General features: G+C 60.2%; 15 protein-coding genes. 6 read left to right on the forward strand and 9 right to left on the reverse strand.

Translation table 11 applies throughout. The features are described 5' to 3' along the window. Positions 1–86 precede the first annotated feature (86 nt). The 4 genes from AC1MDT_RS23195 to yrfG all read right to left on the reverse strand — a co-directional run bounded on the left by AC1MDT_RS23195 (position 87) and on the right by yrfG (position 5101). The gene (locus AC1MDT_RS23195) at positions 87–2435 is read right to left on the reverse strand and encodes an FdhF/YdeP family oxidoreductase (RefSeq protein WP_480419119.1); all 2349 of its coding nucleotides are present in this window, start codon (positions 2433–2435) and stop codon (positions 87–89) included. Beyond that, a complete protein-coding gene (fdhD, locus tag AC1MDT_RS23200; protein ID WP_480419120.1) occupies positions 2432–3271 on the reverse strand; it encodes a formate dehydrogenase accessory sulfurtransferase FdhD in 840 nt (279 codons plus the stop codon). Before fdhD ends, AC1MDT_RS23195 begins: the two co-directional genes overlap by 4 nt. A 94-nt stretch (positions 3272–3365) precedes the next feature. Further along, positions 3366–4253: a LysR family transcriptional regulator gene (locus AC1MDT_RS23205; protein ID WP_480419121.1), complete on the reverse strand. Its 888-nt coding sequence runs from the start codon at positions 4251–4253 to the stop codon at positions 3366–3368. A gap of 185 nt (positions 4254–4438) precedes the next feature. After that, positions 4439–5101 carry a GMP/IMP nucleotidase gene (yrfG, locus tag AC1MDT_RS23210; RefSeq protein ID WP_480419122.1) on the reverse strand — a complete coding sequence of 221 codons (663 nt, stop codon included), beginning with the start codon at positions 5099–5101 and terminating at the stop codon, positions 4439–4441. An 88-nt stretch (positions 5102–5189) separates the two neighbouring features. Here yrfG and nudE point away from each other — a divergent pair, with 88 nt between their 5' ends. Both nudE and cysQ read left to right on the forward strand, forming a co-directional pair. Next, positions 5190–5756, forward strand: coding sequence for an ADP compounds hydrolase NudE (nudE, locus tag AC1MDT_RS23215; RefSeq protein WP_480419123.1), 567 nt, complete (start codon positions 5190–5192; stop codon positions 5754–5756). Continuing rightward, positions 5753–6580: a 3'(2'),5'-bisphosphate nucleotidase CysQ gene (gene cysQ / locus AC1MDT_RS23220; RefSeq protein WP_480419124.1), complete on the forward strand. Its 828-nt coding sequence runs from the start codon at positions 5753–5755 to the stop codon at positions 6578–6580. The genes nudE and cysQ overlap by 4 nt, the downstream gene beginning before the upstream one ends. A 181-nt stretch (positions 6581–6761) precedes the next feature. Here cysQ and AC1MDT_RS23225 read toward each other — a convergent pair whose 3' ends face one another. From AC1MDT_RS23225 to rfbC, 4 genes are all read right to left on the reverse strand, one after another. After that, complete coding sequence (locus AC1MDT_RS23225) at positions 6762–7217, reverse strand: YiiD C-terminal domain-containing protein (RefSeq protein ID WP_480419125.1); 456 nt, start codon at positions 7215–7217, stop codon at positions 6762–6764. A 40-nt stretch (positions 7218–7257) separates the two neighbouring features. Continuing rightward, the gene (locus tag AC1MDT_RS23230) at positions 7258–8652 is read right to left on the reverse strand and encodes a sigma-54-dependent transcriptional regulator (protein ID WP_480419126.1); all 1395 of its coding nucleotides are present in this window, start codon (positions 8650–8652) and stop codon (positions 7258–7260) included. Beyond that, on the reverse strand, positions 8649–10457 hold the full coding sequence (locus AC1MDT_RS23235; protein ID WP_480419127.1) for a sensor histidine kinase: 1809 nt from the start codon (positions 10455–10457) through the stop codon (positions 8649–8651). The genes AC1MDT_RS23230 and AC1MDT_RS23235 overlap by 4 nt, the downstream gene beginning before the upstream one ends. A 69-nt stretch (positions 10458–10526) precedes the next feature. Next, positions 10527–11072, reverse strand: a complete 546-nt coding sequence (gene rfbC, locus AC1MDT_RS23240) for a dTDP-4-dehydrorhamnose 3,5-epimerase (protein WP_480419128.1) — start codon at positions 11070–11072, stop codon at positions 10527–10529. Between the two features lie 177 nt (positions 11073–11249). Between rfbC and AC1MDT_RS23245 the strand changes: the two genes are divergently transcribed. The 4 genes from AC1MDT_RS23245 (at position 11250) to AC1MDT_RS23260 (ending at position 16914) form a co-directional block, all read left to right on the forward strand. Further along, entirely contained in the window at positions 11250–14162 is a 2913-nt protein-coding gene (locus AC1MDT_RS23245) for an aminotransferase (protein ID WP_480419129.1), read from the forward strand. A gap of 303 nt (positions 14163–14465) precedes the next feature. Then, on the forward strand, positions 14466–15344 hold the full coding sequence (gene aguB / locus AC1MDT_RS23250) for an N-carbamoylputrescine amidase (protein WP_480419130.1): 879 nt from the start codon (positions 14466–14468) through the stop codon (positions 15342–15344). A 5-nt stretch (positions 15345–15349) separates the two neighbouring features. Beyond that, positions 15350–16456, forward strand: coding sequence for an agmatine deiminase (gene aguA / locus AC1MDT_RS23255; RefSeq protein WP_480419131.1), 1107 nt, complete (start codon positions 15350–15352; stop codon positions 16454–16456). A gap of 245 nt (positions 16457–16701) precedes the next feature. After that, positions 16702–16914, forward strand: a complete 213-nt coding sequence (locus tag AC1MDT_RS23260; RefSeq protein ID WP_480419132.1) for a hypothetical protein — start codon at positions 16702–16704, stop codon at positions 16912–16914. A gap of 346 nt (positions 16915–17260) precedes the next feature. Here the strand turns inward: AC1MDT_RS23260 and AC1MDT_RS23265 are convergent, their stop codons facing one another. Next, positions 17261–17554, reverse strand: a complete 294-nt coding sequence (locus AC1MDT_RS23265) for a DUF3077 domain-containing protein (RefSeq protein WP_480419133.1) — start codon at positions 17552–17554, stop codon at positions 17261–17263. Positions 17555–17831 lie beyond the last annotated feature (277 nt).

A 17831-nucleotide genomic window follows, 5' to 3' on the forward strand; every position in this document is an offset into this window, starting at 1 on the left:
ATTTTGGTCGATCACCAATGCTGTGTTCGCTATAGATCAACTGTGGGAGCGAGCTTGCTCGCGATGACGTGGGATCTGACGCTACGTTAAGCCGATTTTGCCATGATGAGTCCGGTCGCACTCGCCGCTTCCAACCGAATCGCCACGAACTTCGACGTCGGCGTATGGCTGCCATCCCCGATGCTCTCCAGCGGCACCAGCGGGTTCACTTCCGGGTAATACGCGGCGGCCTGCCCTGCGGGGATATCAAACGCCAGCAGCGTGAAACCTTTCACTCGACGCTCACGGCCATCATCCCAGATCGAGACGATGTCGGCTTTCTGCCCCGGCTTGAACCCCAGGCGAATGATATCGGCTTCGTTGACGAACAACACATCGCGCTGACCCTTCACGCCACGATAACGGTCATCGAGCCCATAAATCGTGGTGTTGTACTGATCGTGGGAACGCATGGACTGCATGATCAAATCCGGCAGCACCCCGGTGGCGCGAGTGCGTTCATGCACCAGGTCTTTAGGCAGGATGTTCGCCCGGAAATTGGCGCGCCCCGATGCGGTGTTCCATTGGCGGGCATTGGCACTGTTACCCAGGTAGAAACCGCCCGGGTTCTTGACCTTCTCGTTGAAATCCCGGAAGCCGGGAATGGTGTCGGCAATCAGGTCGCGAATGCGGTCGTAGTCGGCGACCAGGTAGTTCCAGTCCACCGGGTTGCTGCCCAGGGTGGCGGCAGCGATGCCGGCGATGATCCACGGCTCCGAGCGCATCTGGTTCGACAGTGGCCGCAATTGACCGTTAGAGGCGTGAACCATGCTGAACGAGTCTTCGACGGTCACCGCTTGCGGACCTTCGGCCTGCATATCGATGTCGGTACGGCCCAGGCACGGCAGGATCAGCGCCTCTTTACCGTGCGCCAAATGGCTGCGGTTGAGTTTGGTGCTGATTTGCACGGTCAGGTCACAGTTGCTCAGGGCCTGGAAGGTCCGTGAGCTGTCCGGTGTGGCCTGGGCGAAGTTGCCGCCCAGCCCGATAAAGACGTTCGCCCGACCGTCGGCCATGGCATGAATCGCCTCGACCACGTTATGGCCATTTTCACGCGGTACCTTGAACTGGAAACGACGCTCCAGGGCATCAAGGAACGTCGCTGGCGGACGCTCGTTGATGCCCATGGTCCGGTCGCCCTGCACGTTACTGTGGCCACGCACCGGGCACAGGCCGGCACCGGGCCGGCCGATGTTGCCGCGCAGCAGCATCAGGTTGGCGATTTCCTGGATGGTCGGCACCGAATGGCGATGCTGGGTGATGCCCATTGCCCAGCACATGATCACGCTTTTGCTCTGGGCGTACATGCGCGCCGCTTGCTCGATTTCCACCAGGGTCAGGCCGGACTGCTCGACGATCTGCTCCCATGGGGTGTCGTCGATGACGCCAAGGTATTCCAGCACGTTGACGCTGTGTTCATTGAGGAAGTCGTGATCGAACACCGCCGGCTTGCCAGCCTTCTGCGCATCGCGCTCCCATTGCAGCAGGAATTTCGCCATGCCGCGCAGGATCGCCATGTCGCCACCCAATGCCGGACGGAAGTACGCGGTGTTGGTCGGCTTATCGCCGTTGGTGAGCATCTCGATCGGGTGTTGCGGGTGCTGGAAGCGTTCCAGGCCGCGCTCTTTCAGCGGGTTGATGCACACCACCTGCGCACCGCGTTTCACCGCTTCGCGCAGCGGCTCGAGCATCCGCGGGTGGTTGGTGCCAGGGTTCTGGCCCCAGACAAAAATCGCATCCGCATGTTCGAAGTCGTCGAAGGTCACGGTGCCTTTGCCGACGCCAACGCTTTGCGCCAACGCAACACCACTGGCTTCGTGGCACATGTTCGAGCAGTCGGGGAAATTGTTGGTGCCATAGGCGCGCACGAACAATTGATAGAGGAACGCCGCTTCGTTGCTGGCGCGGCCCGAGGTGTAGAACTCGGCCTGATTCGGGCTCGACAGGCCCCGCAAATGTTTGCCGATCAGCGCGAAGGCGTCTGCCCAACTAATGGGTTTGTAGCGGTCGGTTTCAGCGTCGTAGCTCATCGGCTCGGTCAGACGGCCCTGGTACTCGAGCCAGTAATCACTTTGCTCCAGCAACGAGCTAACGCTGTGTCTGGCGAAAAACGCGGCATCGACACGCCGTTTGGTCGCTTCCCAGTTCACTGCTTTGGCGCCGTTCTCGCAGAACATCACCATGCCCTTTTCCGGAGAATCGCCCCACGCGCAACCTGGGCAGTCAAAGCCACCGTTCTGGTTGGTCTTGAGCATGATTCGCAGGTTTTTCAGCGCGTTGTCGCTGTTCAACCAGGCATGGGCAACGCTGATCAGCGCGCCCCAGCCACCGGCCGCGCCTTTATAGGGCTTGTAGCGTGGGACGGGATTCTGGTTGGGTTGTTGAAGTTGACTCACGCTTGGTTCTCCATCGCTGGGCTGTAGACCCGCGGTGCACTTTTCTGCGGCAGGTGGATGAGATTGAGGTTATGGCGACGGGCCCATTGCACGGCAAGGCCCGTGGGCGACGACAGGCTGACCAGGGTCTGGATGCCTGCGCGCAATACTTTTTGGATCAATTCGAGACTGCAGCGGCTGGTGACAATGGCCAGTCCGCCGGTGATCGGAATCTTCTGACGGATCAGCCCGCCGATCAGTTTGTCGAGGGCGTTGTGCCGGCCGATGTCTTCGCGGCCCAGCAGCAATTCGCCCTGGCCGTTCATGAACACCGCCGCATGCACCGCGCCGCAATGCTGGCCCAGCGGCTGAAAAGCGCCGATGCGCTGGCGCAGTCCGTCGAGCCATTCGGCAGGCGGCAGTGGCGCGCCGGGCAACACTTTGAGCTCTGGCAGCGCTTGTTCCACGGCCTCCACGCCACAGAGCCCGCAGCCGCTGGTGCCGGCGAGTTGTCGGCGCTGCTGCTTGAGGTTCCAGAAGGCGCGGTTGGCGATGGTCACTTGCGCGTATTGCGCCGAGCCCGAGCCGCTGAGTTGCAGGTCATAAATGTCGGCGGCGTCTTCGATGATCCCGCTGCCGAGGCTGAAGCCGACGATGAAGTCTTCCAGGTCCGTCGGTGTCACCAGCATCACAGCCTGGCTGATGCCGTTATAGGCGATCGCCAACGCGACCTCTTCGGCCAGCGCGGTGCTGGCTGATTCGGCGTATTGAAGGTCGCAGTAACTGTAGGTCTGGCTTGCAGCGGGCGCGGGTGTTTCGAGGGCAGGCGCCGCGCAGGCAGGGCGCTTGGTGTTCATGAGGGATCACCGACGGTTTGGTCAGCTATAAGCCTAGGCGCGTCAACTTGTCGCGTCTAATCGCTATTACTGATCTGCCGATAGATACCGTCGATCAAGAGCCTGTCGGCGATTGTTGATAGAGCGCGAAACAGGCTTCCGCCAGTGCCGAACGTGGCGCGCTGCGACGCATGATCAGCCCCAAGCGGGCGAGGGTCTGGGCGTTTTCGATCGGTTGCAGACGCAAATGGTCGGTGAGGTTTTCCAGGCCACCGTCCAAAGGCATTACTGCGCAGCAGAACCCGCCGTGCACTGCTTGTAACAATTGGTGGACGGCATCGGTCTGCAGCAACGGCTGCGGTGTCAGGCCACGACTGTGAAAGTTATGGTCAATGGACTGGCGGAAATGCATGCCGCTGGTGAGCATGCCCAGCGGCAGTTCGATCAGCGACTCCCAGCTCAATGGCGCCTCATCGAAACTGAAGAAGCGCTGATCGTAGAGCAGGCCCATGCGGGTTTCGCTGAGCGCCAGGGAATCGAAGCGCTCGCTGTCCAGGCGTTCCAGGTACGACACGCCGAGGTCCAGGCGGTTGTTCGCCAACTGTTCGAGGATCTGTTCGGAACTGAGGGCCGAGAGCTCGAAGCGCAGATTCGGGTGCTGCGCGTGCAAGCGTTGCATCAGCGGCAGTGGATCGAAGCTCGACAGCGGCACCACGCCCAACCGCAACGTACCCACGAGGTTGCCGCGACAGGCCGCCGCCTCGGCTTGCAAGCCATCGCAGGCCGCCAGCACCGTTCGCGCCCACGCCAGCACCCGCTCGCCCGGGGCGGTGAACCCTTCGAAGCGTTGGCCACGGTTGACCAGCGGCAACTCAAGTTCTTCTTCGAGGCTGCGCAGGCGCATGGACAGGGTCGGCTGGGTGATGTGACAGCGTGCGGCGGCCTGGCCGAAATGTCGGGTCTCGTCGAGCGCGATGAGGAATTTCAGCTGCTTGATGTCCATCTTCGCTCCAAGGCGCGGGAAGGTGCGGATTCTAGCGCTTGGGGGGCAGCAGCGTCATGGGTCGGGTTGGAACCGCGTGCCACCTTGGTCTAGCCATCGCGAGCAAGCTCGCTCCCACATTGGATTTATGATCGACGCTAATCCCCTGTGGGAGCGAGCTTGCTCGCGATGCAGGCGCCTCGGTATCAAAGCCCTGCAATGAGCTCCCGATAATCCCCCACCGCCGCAAACTCCGCCGTGTCCTTCGGCCCCTTGCGGCTGTCCGGCTCGCTCACCGCCAACAAATGCGTCACACCAAAATTGCGCGCACTGCGCAGGATCGGCAACGTATCGTCGATAAACAGACTACGTGCCGGGTCAAAACCGAGATCCGCCTTCAAGGCATACCAGAACTGCGGGTTTTCCTTGGCGAAGCCGTAATCGTGAGAGCTGATCAACCGCTCGAAGTACGGCGCCAGCTCGATTCTTTCCAGCTTCAATGACAGCGAATCACGGTGCGCGTTGGTAATCATCACCACACGCTTGCCGGCCTGTTTGAGTGCCGCCAGAAACGTGTCCGCATCCGGGCGCAGGGCAATGAGGTGCGCGGTTTCGAGTTTCAGTTCACGCACCGGCAGTTTCAGCTCGGCGCTCCAGAAGTCCAGGCAATACCACTGCAGCTGGCCCGCATTGCGTTCGAACAGCGGCTGCAACTCCATTTCGGCCATGGCGCGGCTCACCCCGTGCAACTCGGCGTAACGCTGGGGCAGGTGTTCCATCCAGAAATGGTTGTCGTAGTGCAGGTCCAACAGCGTGCCGTCCATGTCCAGCAAAACGGTGTCGATGTCGTGCCAGGGCAGCAAGGGCATAAAAATTCTCCAGCGGTAAAAAACAGATCCGAGGTAAACAATCAGGATAGGCCGGGTATAGTAACGCGTTCACGCCAAGGAGCTTTTCATGCGCCAAAAACCCACCATACTGGCCCGCGAGATCGTCGCCACCAGCCGCTTGTTCTGCGTCGAAGAGCTGAAGTTGCGCTTTTCCAATGGCGTGGAGCGCACTTACGAGCGATTGGTCGGCAAGGGCGCCGGTTATGGCGCAGTGATGATTGTGGCGATGCTCGATTCGGACCACGCGGTGCTGGTCGAAGAATATTGCGGTGGCACCGACGAATACGAGTTGTCCTTGCCCAAGGGGCTGATCGAGCCGGGCGAAGACGTGTTGGCGGCCGCCGAGCGGGAGCTCAAGGAAGAGGCCGGCTATGGCGCGCGTCAATTGGAGCATCTGACCGAGTTGTCGTTATCACCCGGTTACATGAGCCAGAAGATTCAGGTGGTGCTGGCCACCGAACTGTATGAAGACCGTCTGGAGGGCGACGAACCCGAGCCGATGGGCGTGGACAAGGTCAACCTGCGTGAGCTGTCGGCGCTGGCCCAAAACCCGCAATTCACTGAAGGCCGTGCCTTGGCGGCGTTGTATCTGGCCCGTGATCTGCTGACTCAGCGAGGGGTGTTCCTGCCATGAATTTTCCGCATCCATTGATGGCGCCGGTCGTTGAACTGGCATTAAAAGCTGGCGAAGTTATTTTGCCGTTCTGGCGCGCGAATGTGGCGGTCACGGCGAAGTCCGATGATTCACCGGTCACCGCCGCTGACCTGGCGGCCCATCATTTGATCCTGGCCGGCCTGACGGCGCTGGACCCGAGCATCCCGGTGCTGTCCGAAGAAGACGCCAACATTCCCCAAAGCGTACGCGCCGGTTGGCAGCGTTGGTGGCTGGTGGACCCGTTGGACGGGACCAAGGAGTTCATCTCGGGCAGCGAAGAATTCACCGTCAACATTGCGCTGATCGAGCAAGGACGGGTGGTGTTTGGTGTGGTCTCGATGCCGACCAATAGGCGTTTTTATGTGGGTGGCGAAGGGTTGGGCGCATGGCGTGGGGACCAGGGCGGTGAGCCGCTGCCGATTCAGGTTCGCGAAGTGCCGGCGGCGGGTGAAGCGTTTACCGTGGTCGCCAGTCGTCGGCATTCGAGCCCTGAGCAAGAGCGCTTGCTGGCCGGGTTGAGCGACAGCCTGGGTGAGCTTCAATTGGCCAATATCGGCAGTTCCCTGAAGTTTTGTTTGTTGGCGGAAGGGGCGGCGGATTGTTACCCGCGCCTGGCACCGACTTCGCAGTGGGACACGGCGGCTGCGCAAGGTGTGCTCGAAGGGGCGGGTGGTGAGGTGCTGGATTTGAGTGGTGCGCCGTTTTGTTATCCGGCGCGGGAATCGTTGTTGAATGAGTTTTTCCTGGCGCTCCCGGCGAAGGCTGCCTGGCGGGAGAAATTGCTGGCGCTGGCTCGGGCCTGAAGATCAAAAGATCGCAGCCTCGTTTCACTCGACAGCTCCTACAGAGAAACGCGCCCCCCTGTAGGAGCGAGCTTGCTCCGGGCGGCGTTCCGACGATGAACCTGAGAACGCCGCTGGGTGTCAGGCTTGCAGCGTTATCGTTAACGCCCATCGCGAGCAAGCTCGCTCCTACACAAAACGGCTAGCGGTGTAGGACGTACTGCCCGGTAAACGTCACCGCAGCGTCTTCACTCCCGGCATTGACGACTCGCGTATGCAGCGTCAAACGCGCCCGGCCATAGCGCTCATACATCGCCAAAAATTTCTTCCACACTGCCGCACTGGGCGCCGGGCATATCGCTGTCGCATCGGTGGTCACCGGCAACGGATAGCTGATCTGGCCTTCCTGAATCACGATGTGCCCGTCTTCAATCCCTTCTTCACGCAGGCGCAAATGCAACCAGCCCCAACCGGCCAGTACCGCGCCGCAATACAGGCTGCCGCCAAACATGGTGCTCTTGTGGTTGATGTTGGCGTCCAGCGGCAAGTACAGACGTAACTGCTGGTCATGCCAGTCGAGCACTTTGATGCCCATTTCCCGCGTCAGGGGAATATCGCGATGGAGGACTGATTCCAGGTGACGACTGTCGCGGTTCATTCATAGGCCTCTTGTTTGAAAAGGATGATTTGATGGCAGTTCAATCGAGATCATCGTGCTGGCTGCTGGCGCCACCGTCGGCGAAGTTCAACCCATGCTTGCGCAGTTTGTCGTGCAAGGTCTTGCGCGGAATACCCAGCGCTTCGGCGAGACTGCGCACGGAGCTGTGAGAACGCGCCAGTTCAGCGGCGATCAGGCTCTTCTCGAAGTGTTCCACTTGCTCGCTGAGGCCACCGCTGACCACTTCAACCATTGAGCCGCCAGCGCCTTGCGACGTGTTGTTGTCCAGTGCCAGCTCCAGGCCCAAGGCAAAGCGCTCGGCAGCGTTCTGCAGTTCGCGCACGTTGCCTGGCCAGGTGTGGCGCAGGAGCAGGGCGCGTTGCCCCGGTTGCAGTTCATGAGGTGGCAACCCGTGGCGCGCGCTGGCTTCATCGGCAAAATGCTGGAACAGCATCAGCGCATCTTCGCCACGCTCGCGCAGCGCAGGAATACGCAACGGCGCGACGTTCAGGCGGTAATACAAGTCGGCACGGAAGCGCCCCTGATCGGCGGATTGGCGCAGGTCTTCCTTGGTCGCCGCAATGATGCGGATGTCCAGCGGGATCAGCTGATTGCCGCCCAAGCGCTCGACCACTCGCTCTTGCAGCAAGCGCAGTAATTTCACCTGCACATCCAGGCTCATGCTTTCGATTTCATCGAGAAACAGGGTGCCGCCATTGGCGAATTCGAACTTGCCGATGCGACGTTTCTGCGCGCCGGTGAACGCGCCCGGCTCATGACCGAACAGCTCGCTTTCCACCACCGATTCGGCCAGCGCGCCGGCGTTGATGGCTACGAACGGACCGGTGCGACGGTTCGACAAATCGTGCAGTGCCCGGGCCACCACTTCTTTGCCCGCCCCGGTTTCACCGAGGATCAGCACGTCCGCCTTGGTCGCCGCCAATGCGCCGATTTGCTCGCGCAAACGCAGCATCGGTGCCGATTGCCCGACGAGGCGGGTGCTCAATTCGTTGCGATCGCTCAGGGCCAGACGCAGGCTGCGGTTGTCCAGCACCAACCGGCGCAAGGCCAGGGCGCGGCGCACGCTGTCGAGCAGGGCATCGCTGGCGAAAGGCTTCTCCAGAAAGTCATAGGCCCCGGCACGCATGGCTTGCACCGCCAGCGGCACATCGCCGTGGCCGGTGATGAGCAGCACCGGCAGCTCCGGGTCCTGGGCGTGCAGTTCGGTCAACAATTCGAGACCATCCATGCCAGGCATCCGGATGTCACTGACCACCACGCCGGGCCAGTCGCGCTCAAGTTGCGCGGCGAGGCCTTTGGCTTCGGCCAGCGGCAGGATTTTCAACCCGGCCAGATCCAGTGTCTGGCTCAAGGCCTGACGCAGGTGGGGATCGTCGTCGATCAGCACGACCTGGATGCGGTTGTCGATGGTCATGCACTTCGGTCCTCGGAGGGTTGCAGGCTTACGCCCGGTGCGCCGGCGCGCAACTTCAGGGTAATCAGCGCGCCGCCTTCCTTGTGGTTGGCGAACGACAGTTCACCACCGAAGGCACGCATCAGGGTTTCGCAAATCGCCAGTCCCAAACCAAGACCCTGCGTGCGGGTTTTGGTGGTGTAGAAGGGTTCGCTGGCGCGGCCCAGGGCTTCCATGCAAAAGCCGGGACCGTTGTCGCGGATGTACAGATTGACGCCTTCGGCAGTGGATTGGGCACTTAACCAGAGTTTACGCGGCGGACCTTTTTCGGTCAGCGCGTCCAGGGCGTTGGCCAGCAGATTGCCCAGCACCTGGCGCAGGCGGGTCTCCCCGGCCTCGACCCACAGGGTGGCAGCCGGCAGATCGCGGATCAACTCGACCTCCATGCTTCGCCGCCGTTTGGCCAGCAAGGCCAACGCATCGTCCAGCGCCGGTTGCAGGGCGACGCTTTCCGGGGCATGGCGATCGCGTCGGGCAAAGGCCCGCAGGTGGGCGATGATCGAGGCCATGCGCCCGGTCAGCTCGCTGATCAACTTGAGGTTGCCACGCGCATCGTCGGTGCGCTGATGGTCGAGCAACACTTCGGCGTTTTCCGCGTAGCTGCGGATCGCCGCCAACGGTTGATTCAGTTCATGGCTGATGCTCGCGGACATGGTGCCCAGCGCTGAAAGCTTGCCGGCCTGAACCAGATCATCCTGGGCGCGAACCAACTCTTGCTGGGCCTGTTCGCGCTCCAGTACTTCCTGTTTCAGTCGACGGTTAAGGCCTTCCAGATCGCTGGTCCGCTCGGCCACCCGACCTTCCAGTTCGCGACGGGCCTTGGCTTCGAAGGCGATCCGTTCCAGGTAATGGCGACGACGCTGCATCATCAGACCGAGCAACAGCATGAGCACCAACAACGTTGCACCACCAATGGCGACGACGGTGCGTACCGGGCGATCGATCAGCGTACGGGGTGCAAGGATGTTGACACTCCAGCCGGTTTCTTCGATCGGACGAGTCTGGATCAGCCAGGCATTGGGGTTGAGCGTCAACGTCTTGGGATCGCGGGTCGGGTAGGGTTGGATCGTGGTAATGGCCTTGCTTTCTTCCACGCTCAATTCGCGGGTCGAGCGGAAACGCCACTCGGGCCGCGACGTGATAATGACGACGCCGTTATGGTCAGTCACCAGCAGTTGTTCCGGGGTTTTGCCCCAGAGACTTTCGGTGTGGTCGAGGTCGACCTTGACCACCAGCACGCCGAGAATTTTTTCGCCATCACGCACCGCTGCGGCGAAGAAGTAGCCGCGTTTGGCGGACGTTGTACCCAAGCCGAAAAAGCGTCCGAGCCGTCCTGCCATGGCTTCGCTGAAATACGGCCGGAAGGAAAAATTGCGCCCGACAAAACTGTCGTGCTTGTCCCAATTGGAGGCCGCGAGGGTCTTGCCGGTGGTGTCCATCAGGTACATGACTTCGGCGCCGGTCTGGGCGCTGATGCTTTTCAGCAAACGGTTGGCGTTGCCTTGGGTGACACCGTCTTCCGGCGCACCAAGGACCGCACGCAGGGCCGGCAGGTCGCCGAGGATCTGCGGCAGTACTTCGTAACGGTGGAGGGTGCCCAGCAAGTTGGCGACGTAGAGGTCGAGGGTCTGACGGTTCTGCCCAGCCAGTTCGTTGCGGTAATAACGTTCAGCCAGATGCTGCAGCGGCCACAGCAACGGCGCCAGGCACAGCGCGAGCAGGGCCAGGCTGCGCCAGCGGGGTCTGCGGGGGAGGGTCGGAGTCATGAGCATCAAGCGCCTGTGGGGACAGACGCATTATGCCTAGGCTTGCAGGTGCAGTGTGCGCGCCATGATTCAGGGAAAGACGTCAGCGTCCTTGAAAAACGCGCCAACCTGATCCTTGCCGGACAGTTGCGGTGCTTCGTCCAGTTGCCAGTCGATGGCCAGGTCCGGGTCGTTCCACCGAATGCAGCGCTCGGCTGACGGCGTGTAGTAGTCGGTGGTTTTGTACAGGAACTCGGCGAAATCGCTCAGTACCACGAAACCATGAGCAAAACCTTCCGGGATCCAGAGCTGCCGATTGTTCTCGGCTGACAAACGCACAGCCACCCATTTGCCGAAATGCGGCGAGCTACGACGAATGTCGACGGCCACGTCGAGTACTTCGCCGGCCGTGACGCGAACCAGTTTGCCCTGGGTATTTTCCAGTTGGTAATGCAGCCCGCGCAACACGCCTTTTTGCGAGCGGGAATGGTTGTCCTGAACGAAATTCGTGTCCAGGCCCGTCGCTTCCGCGAAAGCCTTGGCATTGAAGCTCTCGTAAAAAAAGCCACGCTCGTCACCAAATACCTTGGGTTCGATGATCAGAACACCGGGCAGATCGGTGGTGACTACATTCATGGTGTTTCTCCAGCGATAGACGTTGATGGCACATATTCTTACGTAAAGTGGCAAACAGTGCGACTGATAGTTAAAGACAGTAGTAGCCCTGTTTCGTTCGTCAACCATGGTAGGGGGTTGCGTATCGTTCGAAGCAGTGGCGATATAAACGCCTTATAAAATTCCAGGGGTCGTTGTATGCCGCTCGCCACGTTGATTCATCGCGCCAGTTTGCCCAGCCCGCAAGTGTCTGCGGAGCAAGCGCTAGAGCTGCTGGAGGGACATTACGGGCTGAGCGGCAGGTTGCAGGCGCTCGGCAGCCAGCAGGATCTGAACTACCGCGTCGACAGTGACCAGGGGCGTTTTGTCCTGAAAATCTGCAGGGGTGACTACTCGGCGCTTGAGTTGCACGCGCAGCACGCGGGGCTCAAGCATCTGGGCACACATCCCGAGGTTCACGTGCCGCGCGTAATCCCTGCCAAAAACGGTGCGGACCTGCTCTCGCTGGACGTCGACGGCCAAGCGGTGCATGTGCGCCTGCTCGACTACATCGAAGGCCAATCGCTCACACACCTTGATCATCTGCCGGGCTCGGTAGTGGCTGGCTTCGGTCGGCTCTGTGGCGAAATGGACCTGGCGCTGGCCGGTTTCGACCACCCGGGCCTCGAGCGCACCCTGCAATGGGACGCGCGGCACGCCCACGCATTGATCGCGCATTTGCTGCCGGTCATCAAGGATGATCAGCAACGCAGGCAGATCGCCAAAGCGGCCGAGCAGGCCGAGCGCCATTTGCAGCCATGGGTAGATAAGTTGCCGGTGCAAGCCATTCACATGGACATCACCGACGATAACGTGGTCTGGCAGCGGGACTCGCAACGGCAGTGGCAATTGCAGGGCGTGATTGATTTTGGCGACCTGATCCGGACCTGGCGCATCACCGATCTGTCGGTGACGTGCGCGGCCTTGTTGCATCACGCCGATGGCGATCCGTTCTGCATTTTGCCGGCGGTCCAGGCGTATCACGCGGTCAATCCGTTGCAGTATGAAGAGCTGCTGGCGCTCTGGCCGCTGATTGTCGCCCGTGCGGCAGTGTTGGTGCTCAGCGGCGAACAGCAGGTGAGTATCGATCCCGGCAACGAATACAGCCGCGACAACCTTATCCACGAGTGGGAAATTTTCCGCGTTGCGACGTCGGTGCCACTGGCGTTGATGGAAGCGGCGATCCTGGCATCTGTCGGCCAGAGCCTGCCGAGCATTGACGGCGAAGGCTTTGCGCCGCTGCTGCCGAGCCTGGTGGGAGGTGAATTCGCGTTGATTGATTTGGGCGTGCTCAGCGCGCATTTCGAGGCCGGTAACTGGGAGCAGGAGGGCATCGATCAGCGTCTGTTGAACGAAGCTGCCGCCGTCCATGGACTGGCGGCCAGTCGTTATGGGCAATACCGTTTGTCTCGCACACGCCCGGACACCGCCACGGAACCCGACACCTGCCCATTGCACGTCGAGTTGCGAGTGCCCCACGGTACGGCAGTGGAATCGCCTTTTGCCGGGGTGGTCCACCAGCCAGCGCCAGGCGTGTTGCAGCTGGATGGCCCGCAATTGAGTGTGCGGCTGTGGGGCGTGACGCCGTTGCTGCATACCGGCGCTGCTTTAGTGAAGGGCCAAGTCCTGGGCTCGGTGAGCGGGCCGTTGATCGTGCAGTTGTGGCGCGGCGCTCAGCTTGATGCGCCACTGTTTTGCACGCCTTCGCGCGCGGCGGCCTGGCAAGCGTTGTGCCCGTCGCCAGCGGCGCTGCTCGGGCTGGCCTGTGATGCTGAAGCAGAGCTTGATTCGCAGGCGTTGCTGACCCGCCGCGCCGCCAGTTTTGCACGAACCCAGAAGCACTATTACGTCGACCCGCCGCGCATTGAACGCGGCTGGCGCAATCACTTGATCGACATGCAGGGCCGCTCCTACCTCGACATGCTCAACAACGTCGCGGTGCTCGGTCACGGTCATCCGCGCATGGCCGCTGTCGCCAGCCGCCAATGGTCGCTGCTCAACACCAACTCGCGGTTTAACTACGCAGCGGTAGCCGAATTTTCCGAACGCCTACTGAAATTGTCACCGGACACCATGGATCGCGTGTTCCTGGTCAACAGTGGCAGCGAGGCCAACGACCTGGCCATTCGTCTGGCCTGGGCCTACAGCGGCGGCCGCGACATGCTCAGCGTGCTGGAGGCCTATCACGGCTGGACGGTGGGAGCGGACGCGGTCTCGACCTCGATCGCGGATAACCCCAAGGCCTTGAGCAGCCGTCCCGACTGGGTGCATCCGGTGACCGCGCCGAACACCTATCGCGGCGAATTCCGTGGCCCGGACAGTGCGCCGGATTACGTGCGCAGCGTTGAACACAACCTGGCGAAAATCGCTGCGAAAGGACGCCAGCTGGCCGGTTTCATTTGCGAGCCGGTGTACGGCAATGCTGGCGGCATCTCGCTGCCGGCGGGGTATTTGAAGCAGGTCTACGCATTGGTTCGCGCTCAGGGCGGGGTGTGCATCGCCGACGAAGTGCAGGTCGGTTACGGCCGCATGGGCAATTTCTTCTGGGGCTTTGAAGAGCAGGGCGTGGTGCCGGACATCATCACCATGGCCAAGGGCATGGGCAACGGTCAGCCACTGGGCGCGGTGATCACGCGCCGGGAAATCGCCGAAGCGCTGGAGGCGGAGGGCTATTTCTTTTCGTCGGCTGGCGGCAGTCCGGTCAGTTGCCAGATCGGCATGGCGGTGCTGGATGTGATGGAAGAAGAAAAACTGTGGGAAAACGCCCAGGTCGTGGGCGGCTATTTCAAGGAGCGTCTTGAAGCGCTGATCGATATTCATCCGCTGGTGGGCGCGGTGCATGGTTCGGGCTTCTATCTGGGTGTCGAGTTGATCCGCAACCGCGAAACCCTGGAGCCAGCGACTGGAGAAACCGCGGCGCTGTGCGATCGTCTGCGTGAATTGGGAATTTTCATGCAGCCAACCGGCGATTACCTGAACGTCCTCAAGATCAAACCGCCGATGGTCACCTCGCGCCGCAGCGTGGATTTCTTTGTCGACATGTTGGCGAAGGTGTTGGCAGAAGGTTTGTAAACCCCTATCCCCTGTGGGAGCGAGCTTGCTCGCGATGGCGGCCTTGCATTCAACATCAATGTTGGCTGATCCGGCCTCATCGCGAGCAAGCTCGCTCCCACAAAGGAACAGTGTTTTAATTCGATTGTTATCGGGTTTAAGTGTGTGATTTTAGACAGAAGGCATATTTATAGCTTTTAAAGCCGATTTTTATCGGCTATAAAGTCGCCATTGCCCACGGCGTGAACCTCCACGCCCGGTGCGTCCCATTTCTGTCATCGGTCGATGCCACACTCGACCCTCAGCACTTCCCGGAGATGATTCATGAGCCGTATCGTTACCGTTGCCGCCACCCAGATGGCCTGTTCCTGGGACCTTGAAGCCAACATCGAGACTGCCGAAAAGCTGGTCCGTGAGGCTGCCGCCAAAGGCGCGCAGATCATCCTGATCCAGGAACTGTTCGAGGCCCCGTACTTCTGTCAGAAGCCGAATCCGGATTACCTGCAGCTGGCCACGACGGTTGAAGACAACGTCGCCATCAAGCATTTCCAGAAAGTTGCCGCAGAACTGCAAGTCGTTCTGCCGATCAGCTTCTACGAGCTGGCTGGCCGCGCGCGTTTCAACAGCATCGCGATCATCGATGCCGATGGCAGCAACCTCGGGATTTATCGTAAAAGCCACATCCCGGATGGCCCTGGCTACCACGAAAAGTATTACTTCAACCCGGGCGATACCGGCTTCAAAGTCTGGAACACCCGTTACGCGAAAATCGGTGTCGGCATCTGCTGGGACCAGTGGTTCCCGGAATGCGCCCGCAGCATGGCGTTGCAAGGTGCGGAAATTCTGTTCTACCCAACGGCGATCGGCAGCGAGCCTCACGACAAAACCATTTCGTCCCGTGACCACTGGCAGCGCGTGCAACAAGGCCATGCCGGTGCCAACCTGATGCCGTTGATCGCCAGCAACCGTATCGGCAACGAAGAGCAGGACGGCTACGACATTACTTTCTACGGTTCTTCATTCATCGCCAACCAGTTCGGCGAGAAGGTCCAGGAACTCGACAAAACCGAAGAAGGCGTTTTGGTCCACAGCTTCGACCTCGATGAGCTGGAGCACATCCGCAGCGCCTGGGGCTCCTTTCGTGATCGTCGCCCGAACCTGTATGGTGCTATCAAAACCCTCGACGGATCCCTGGAGTCCTGATCGTAATGACCACTTTAAACAGCACACCCCGCGTCGATGGCTTTTACATGCCGGCCGAGTGGGCGCCACAGACCCAAACCTGGATGATCTGGCCCGAGCGCCCGGACAACTGGCGCCTGGGCGGCAAACCGGCGCAAGCCGCACACGTGGCGGTGGCCAAGGCCATCGCGCGTTTCGAACCGGTGACGGTCGCGGTTTCCGCAGGCCAGTACGAAAACGCCCGTGCCCGTCTCGACGTGCCGAATATTCGCGTAGTGGAAATGTCCAGTGATGACGCCTGGGTTCGCGACACCGGCCCGACGTTCGTCATCAATAACAGCGGTGAAGTCCGTGGTGTGAACTGGGACTTCAACTCATGGGGCGGCTTCGACGGGGGTCTGTATTCGCCGTGGAACCGTGATTCGCAGGTGGGCGGCAAGATCCTCGAGATCGAGCGCAGCCAGCGCTACCGCACCGAGGGCTTCGTGCTCGAAGGCGGTTCGATCCACGTTGACGGCGAAGGCACCCTGATCACCACCGAAGAATGCCTGCTCAACCGCAATCGCAATCCGCACCTGAACCGTACGGAAATCGAAGCGATGCTCTGCGCGAATCTGGCTGTGGATAAAATCATCTGGCTGCCGGACGGTTTGTTCAACGACGAAACCGATGGCCATGTGGATAACTTCTGCTGCTACGTGCGTCCAGGTGAAGTGCTGTTGGCCTGGACCGACGACCCGCAAGACCCGAACTACCCGCGTTGCCAGGCAGCGATGAAAGTGCTGGAAAGCAGCACCGACGCCAAAGGTCGCCCGTTCACGGTGCACAAGATGCCGATTCCAGGGCCGCTGTATGCGACCGAAGAAGAATGTGCGGGCGTTGATCCGGTGGACGGTACTCAGGAACGCAATCCGACCGTTCGTCTGGCCGGCTCCTACGTGAACTTCCTGATCGTCAACGGCGGCATCATTGCCCCGAGCTTCGACGATCCGCTGGATGGTCCGGCAAAGGAGATTCTGCAGGCGTTGTTCCCGCAGCACGAAGTGGTGATGGTGCCGGGGCGCGAACTGTTACTGGGCGGCGGCAATATTCACTGCCTTACCCAACAGCAGCCCGCGCCGCACAAACAGTGAGTGAGGTTGTAACAGCTTGAGTTAATTACATAATCGCTCGACCACAGGTTTAACCCCGGCGTTTCACGGCAAGCCCGCAGTCCTACTGGACTGCGGGCTTCTTTGTATCCGCTTGTCGGCACGTGAGAAACATTGGCACAGCTCTTGTATCTGACATGGCGTGAAACAGGGAGGGGGAGAACTTCGATGTTCTGTCATAAACCTTGGATAAGTTAGCCGCTCACAAACCAGGAGAGAGCGCGGAAATGAACGCCGAAGTGAATGTAGTGAGCGAGCGGGCGTTGCATCCCCTGGCAGTAAACAGCGAATCGCTCCAGATCCTGGCGCACTGGTTGAAGTCCAAAGGAACGCGTCAGATCACAGAGAGTGATCCGCGCCGGACGATGATCGAGCGCTACCCCGCTGGTCTATTCAGCGAGGCGGAGCTGGAAGCGTTGTGGGATGTGATGGAAGGATAAGAAGAAAAAACAACGGATTGATAAAAGCGCTGCCGGGATGGCAGCGCTTTTTTTATGGGCGATGGGTTTGTGTTCATGGGGATTAATGGTGGGAGCGAGCCTGCTCGCGAAGGCGGCCTGACGGTCAACATGTTCCTACAGAAAACCGTACGCCGATCCATAGTGGAGCCCGTATGTGACCTACTGTAGGAGCGAGCTTGCTCGCGATGGTCATTAACGATAACGCGTGTTTACTGGCTAAACGCAGCGCTCTTGAGACCATCGCGAGCAAGCTCGCTCCTACAATTTCCTTTACTGAATGGCATTTACGATTGATTCGGGGCCTTCATCATGCGTGCGATTTAGATCACGGAACGTCGTTACTGGCTCGGTTATTACACGACGCGTCGAGCACCTTCACCACATCATCAATGATCGCCTTACTCATATCCTGCAAATAATGAGACGCCCAGGCATGCCGGTCGGTGTCGCGAACCATGGCCGCATCTGATGCGAGCAGCTTGGTGACGTGGAGCAGATCGGAGGCGTGAGAAAGGGCCTGGATCACCGAGACACCGGCGTTGATGCGGAACAGAGGTTCGTTGGCGTGGAAGGAGAAGTGGGTGAGGCCGATGGTTTTCAGATCTTGAGGGTTGGTCATTGGGCACCTCCGGTTTTTGGGCGGTGGTGGGCGTGACGTGGGTTGAAGGTTTTTAGGCGCCAGTTTCGGAAGGATTTACTAGAGTCTGTACACAAAATGAACGCGAGCCACACCGTTCGAAGTTCTGAGGTCCGGCCGGTGCAAATGCAGGATTGCGTCGAGGCGTACGTGTCGTCGTCAGCGACACATCACAAGAGCGTGTCGCTGAAATCGAAAAACAGCGACACGTAGAAAACTGGACTACTGGAATGGCGGTTAAGTCCTACAGATTATTCAT

Source organism: Pseudomonas sp. ASL7, assembly GCF_056680375.1.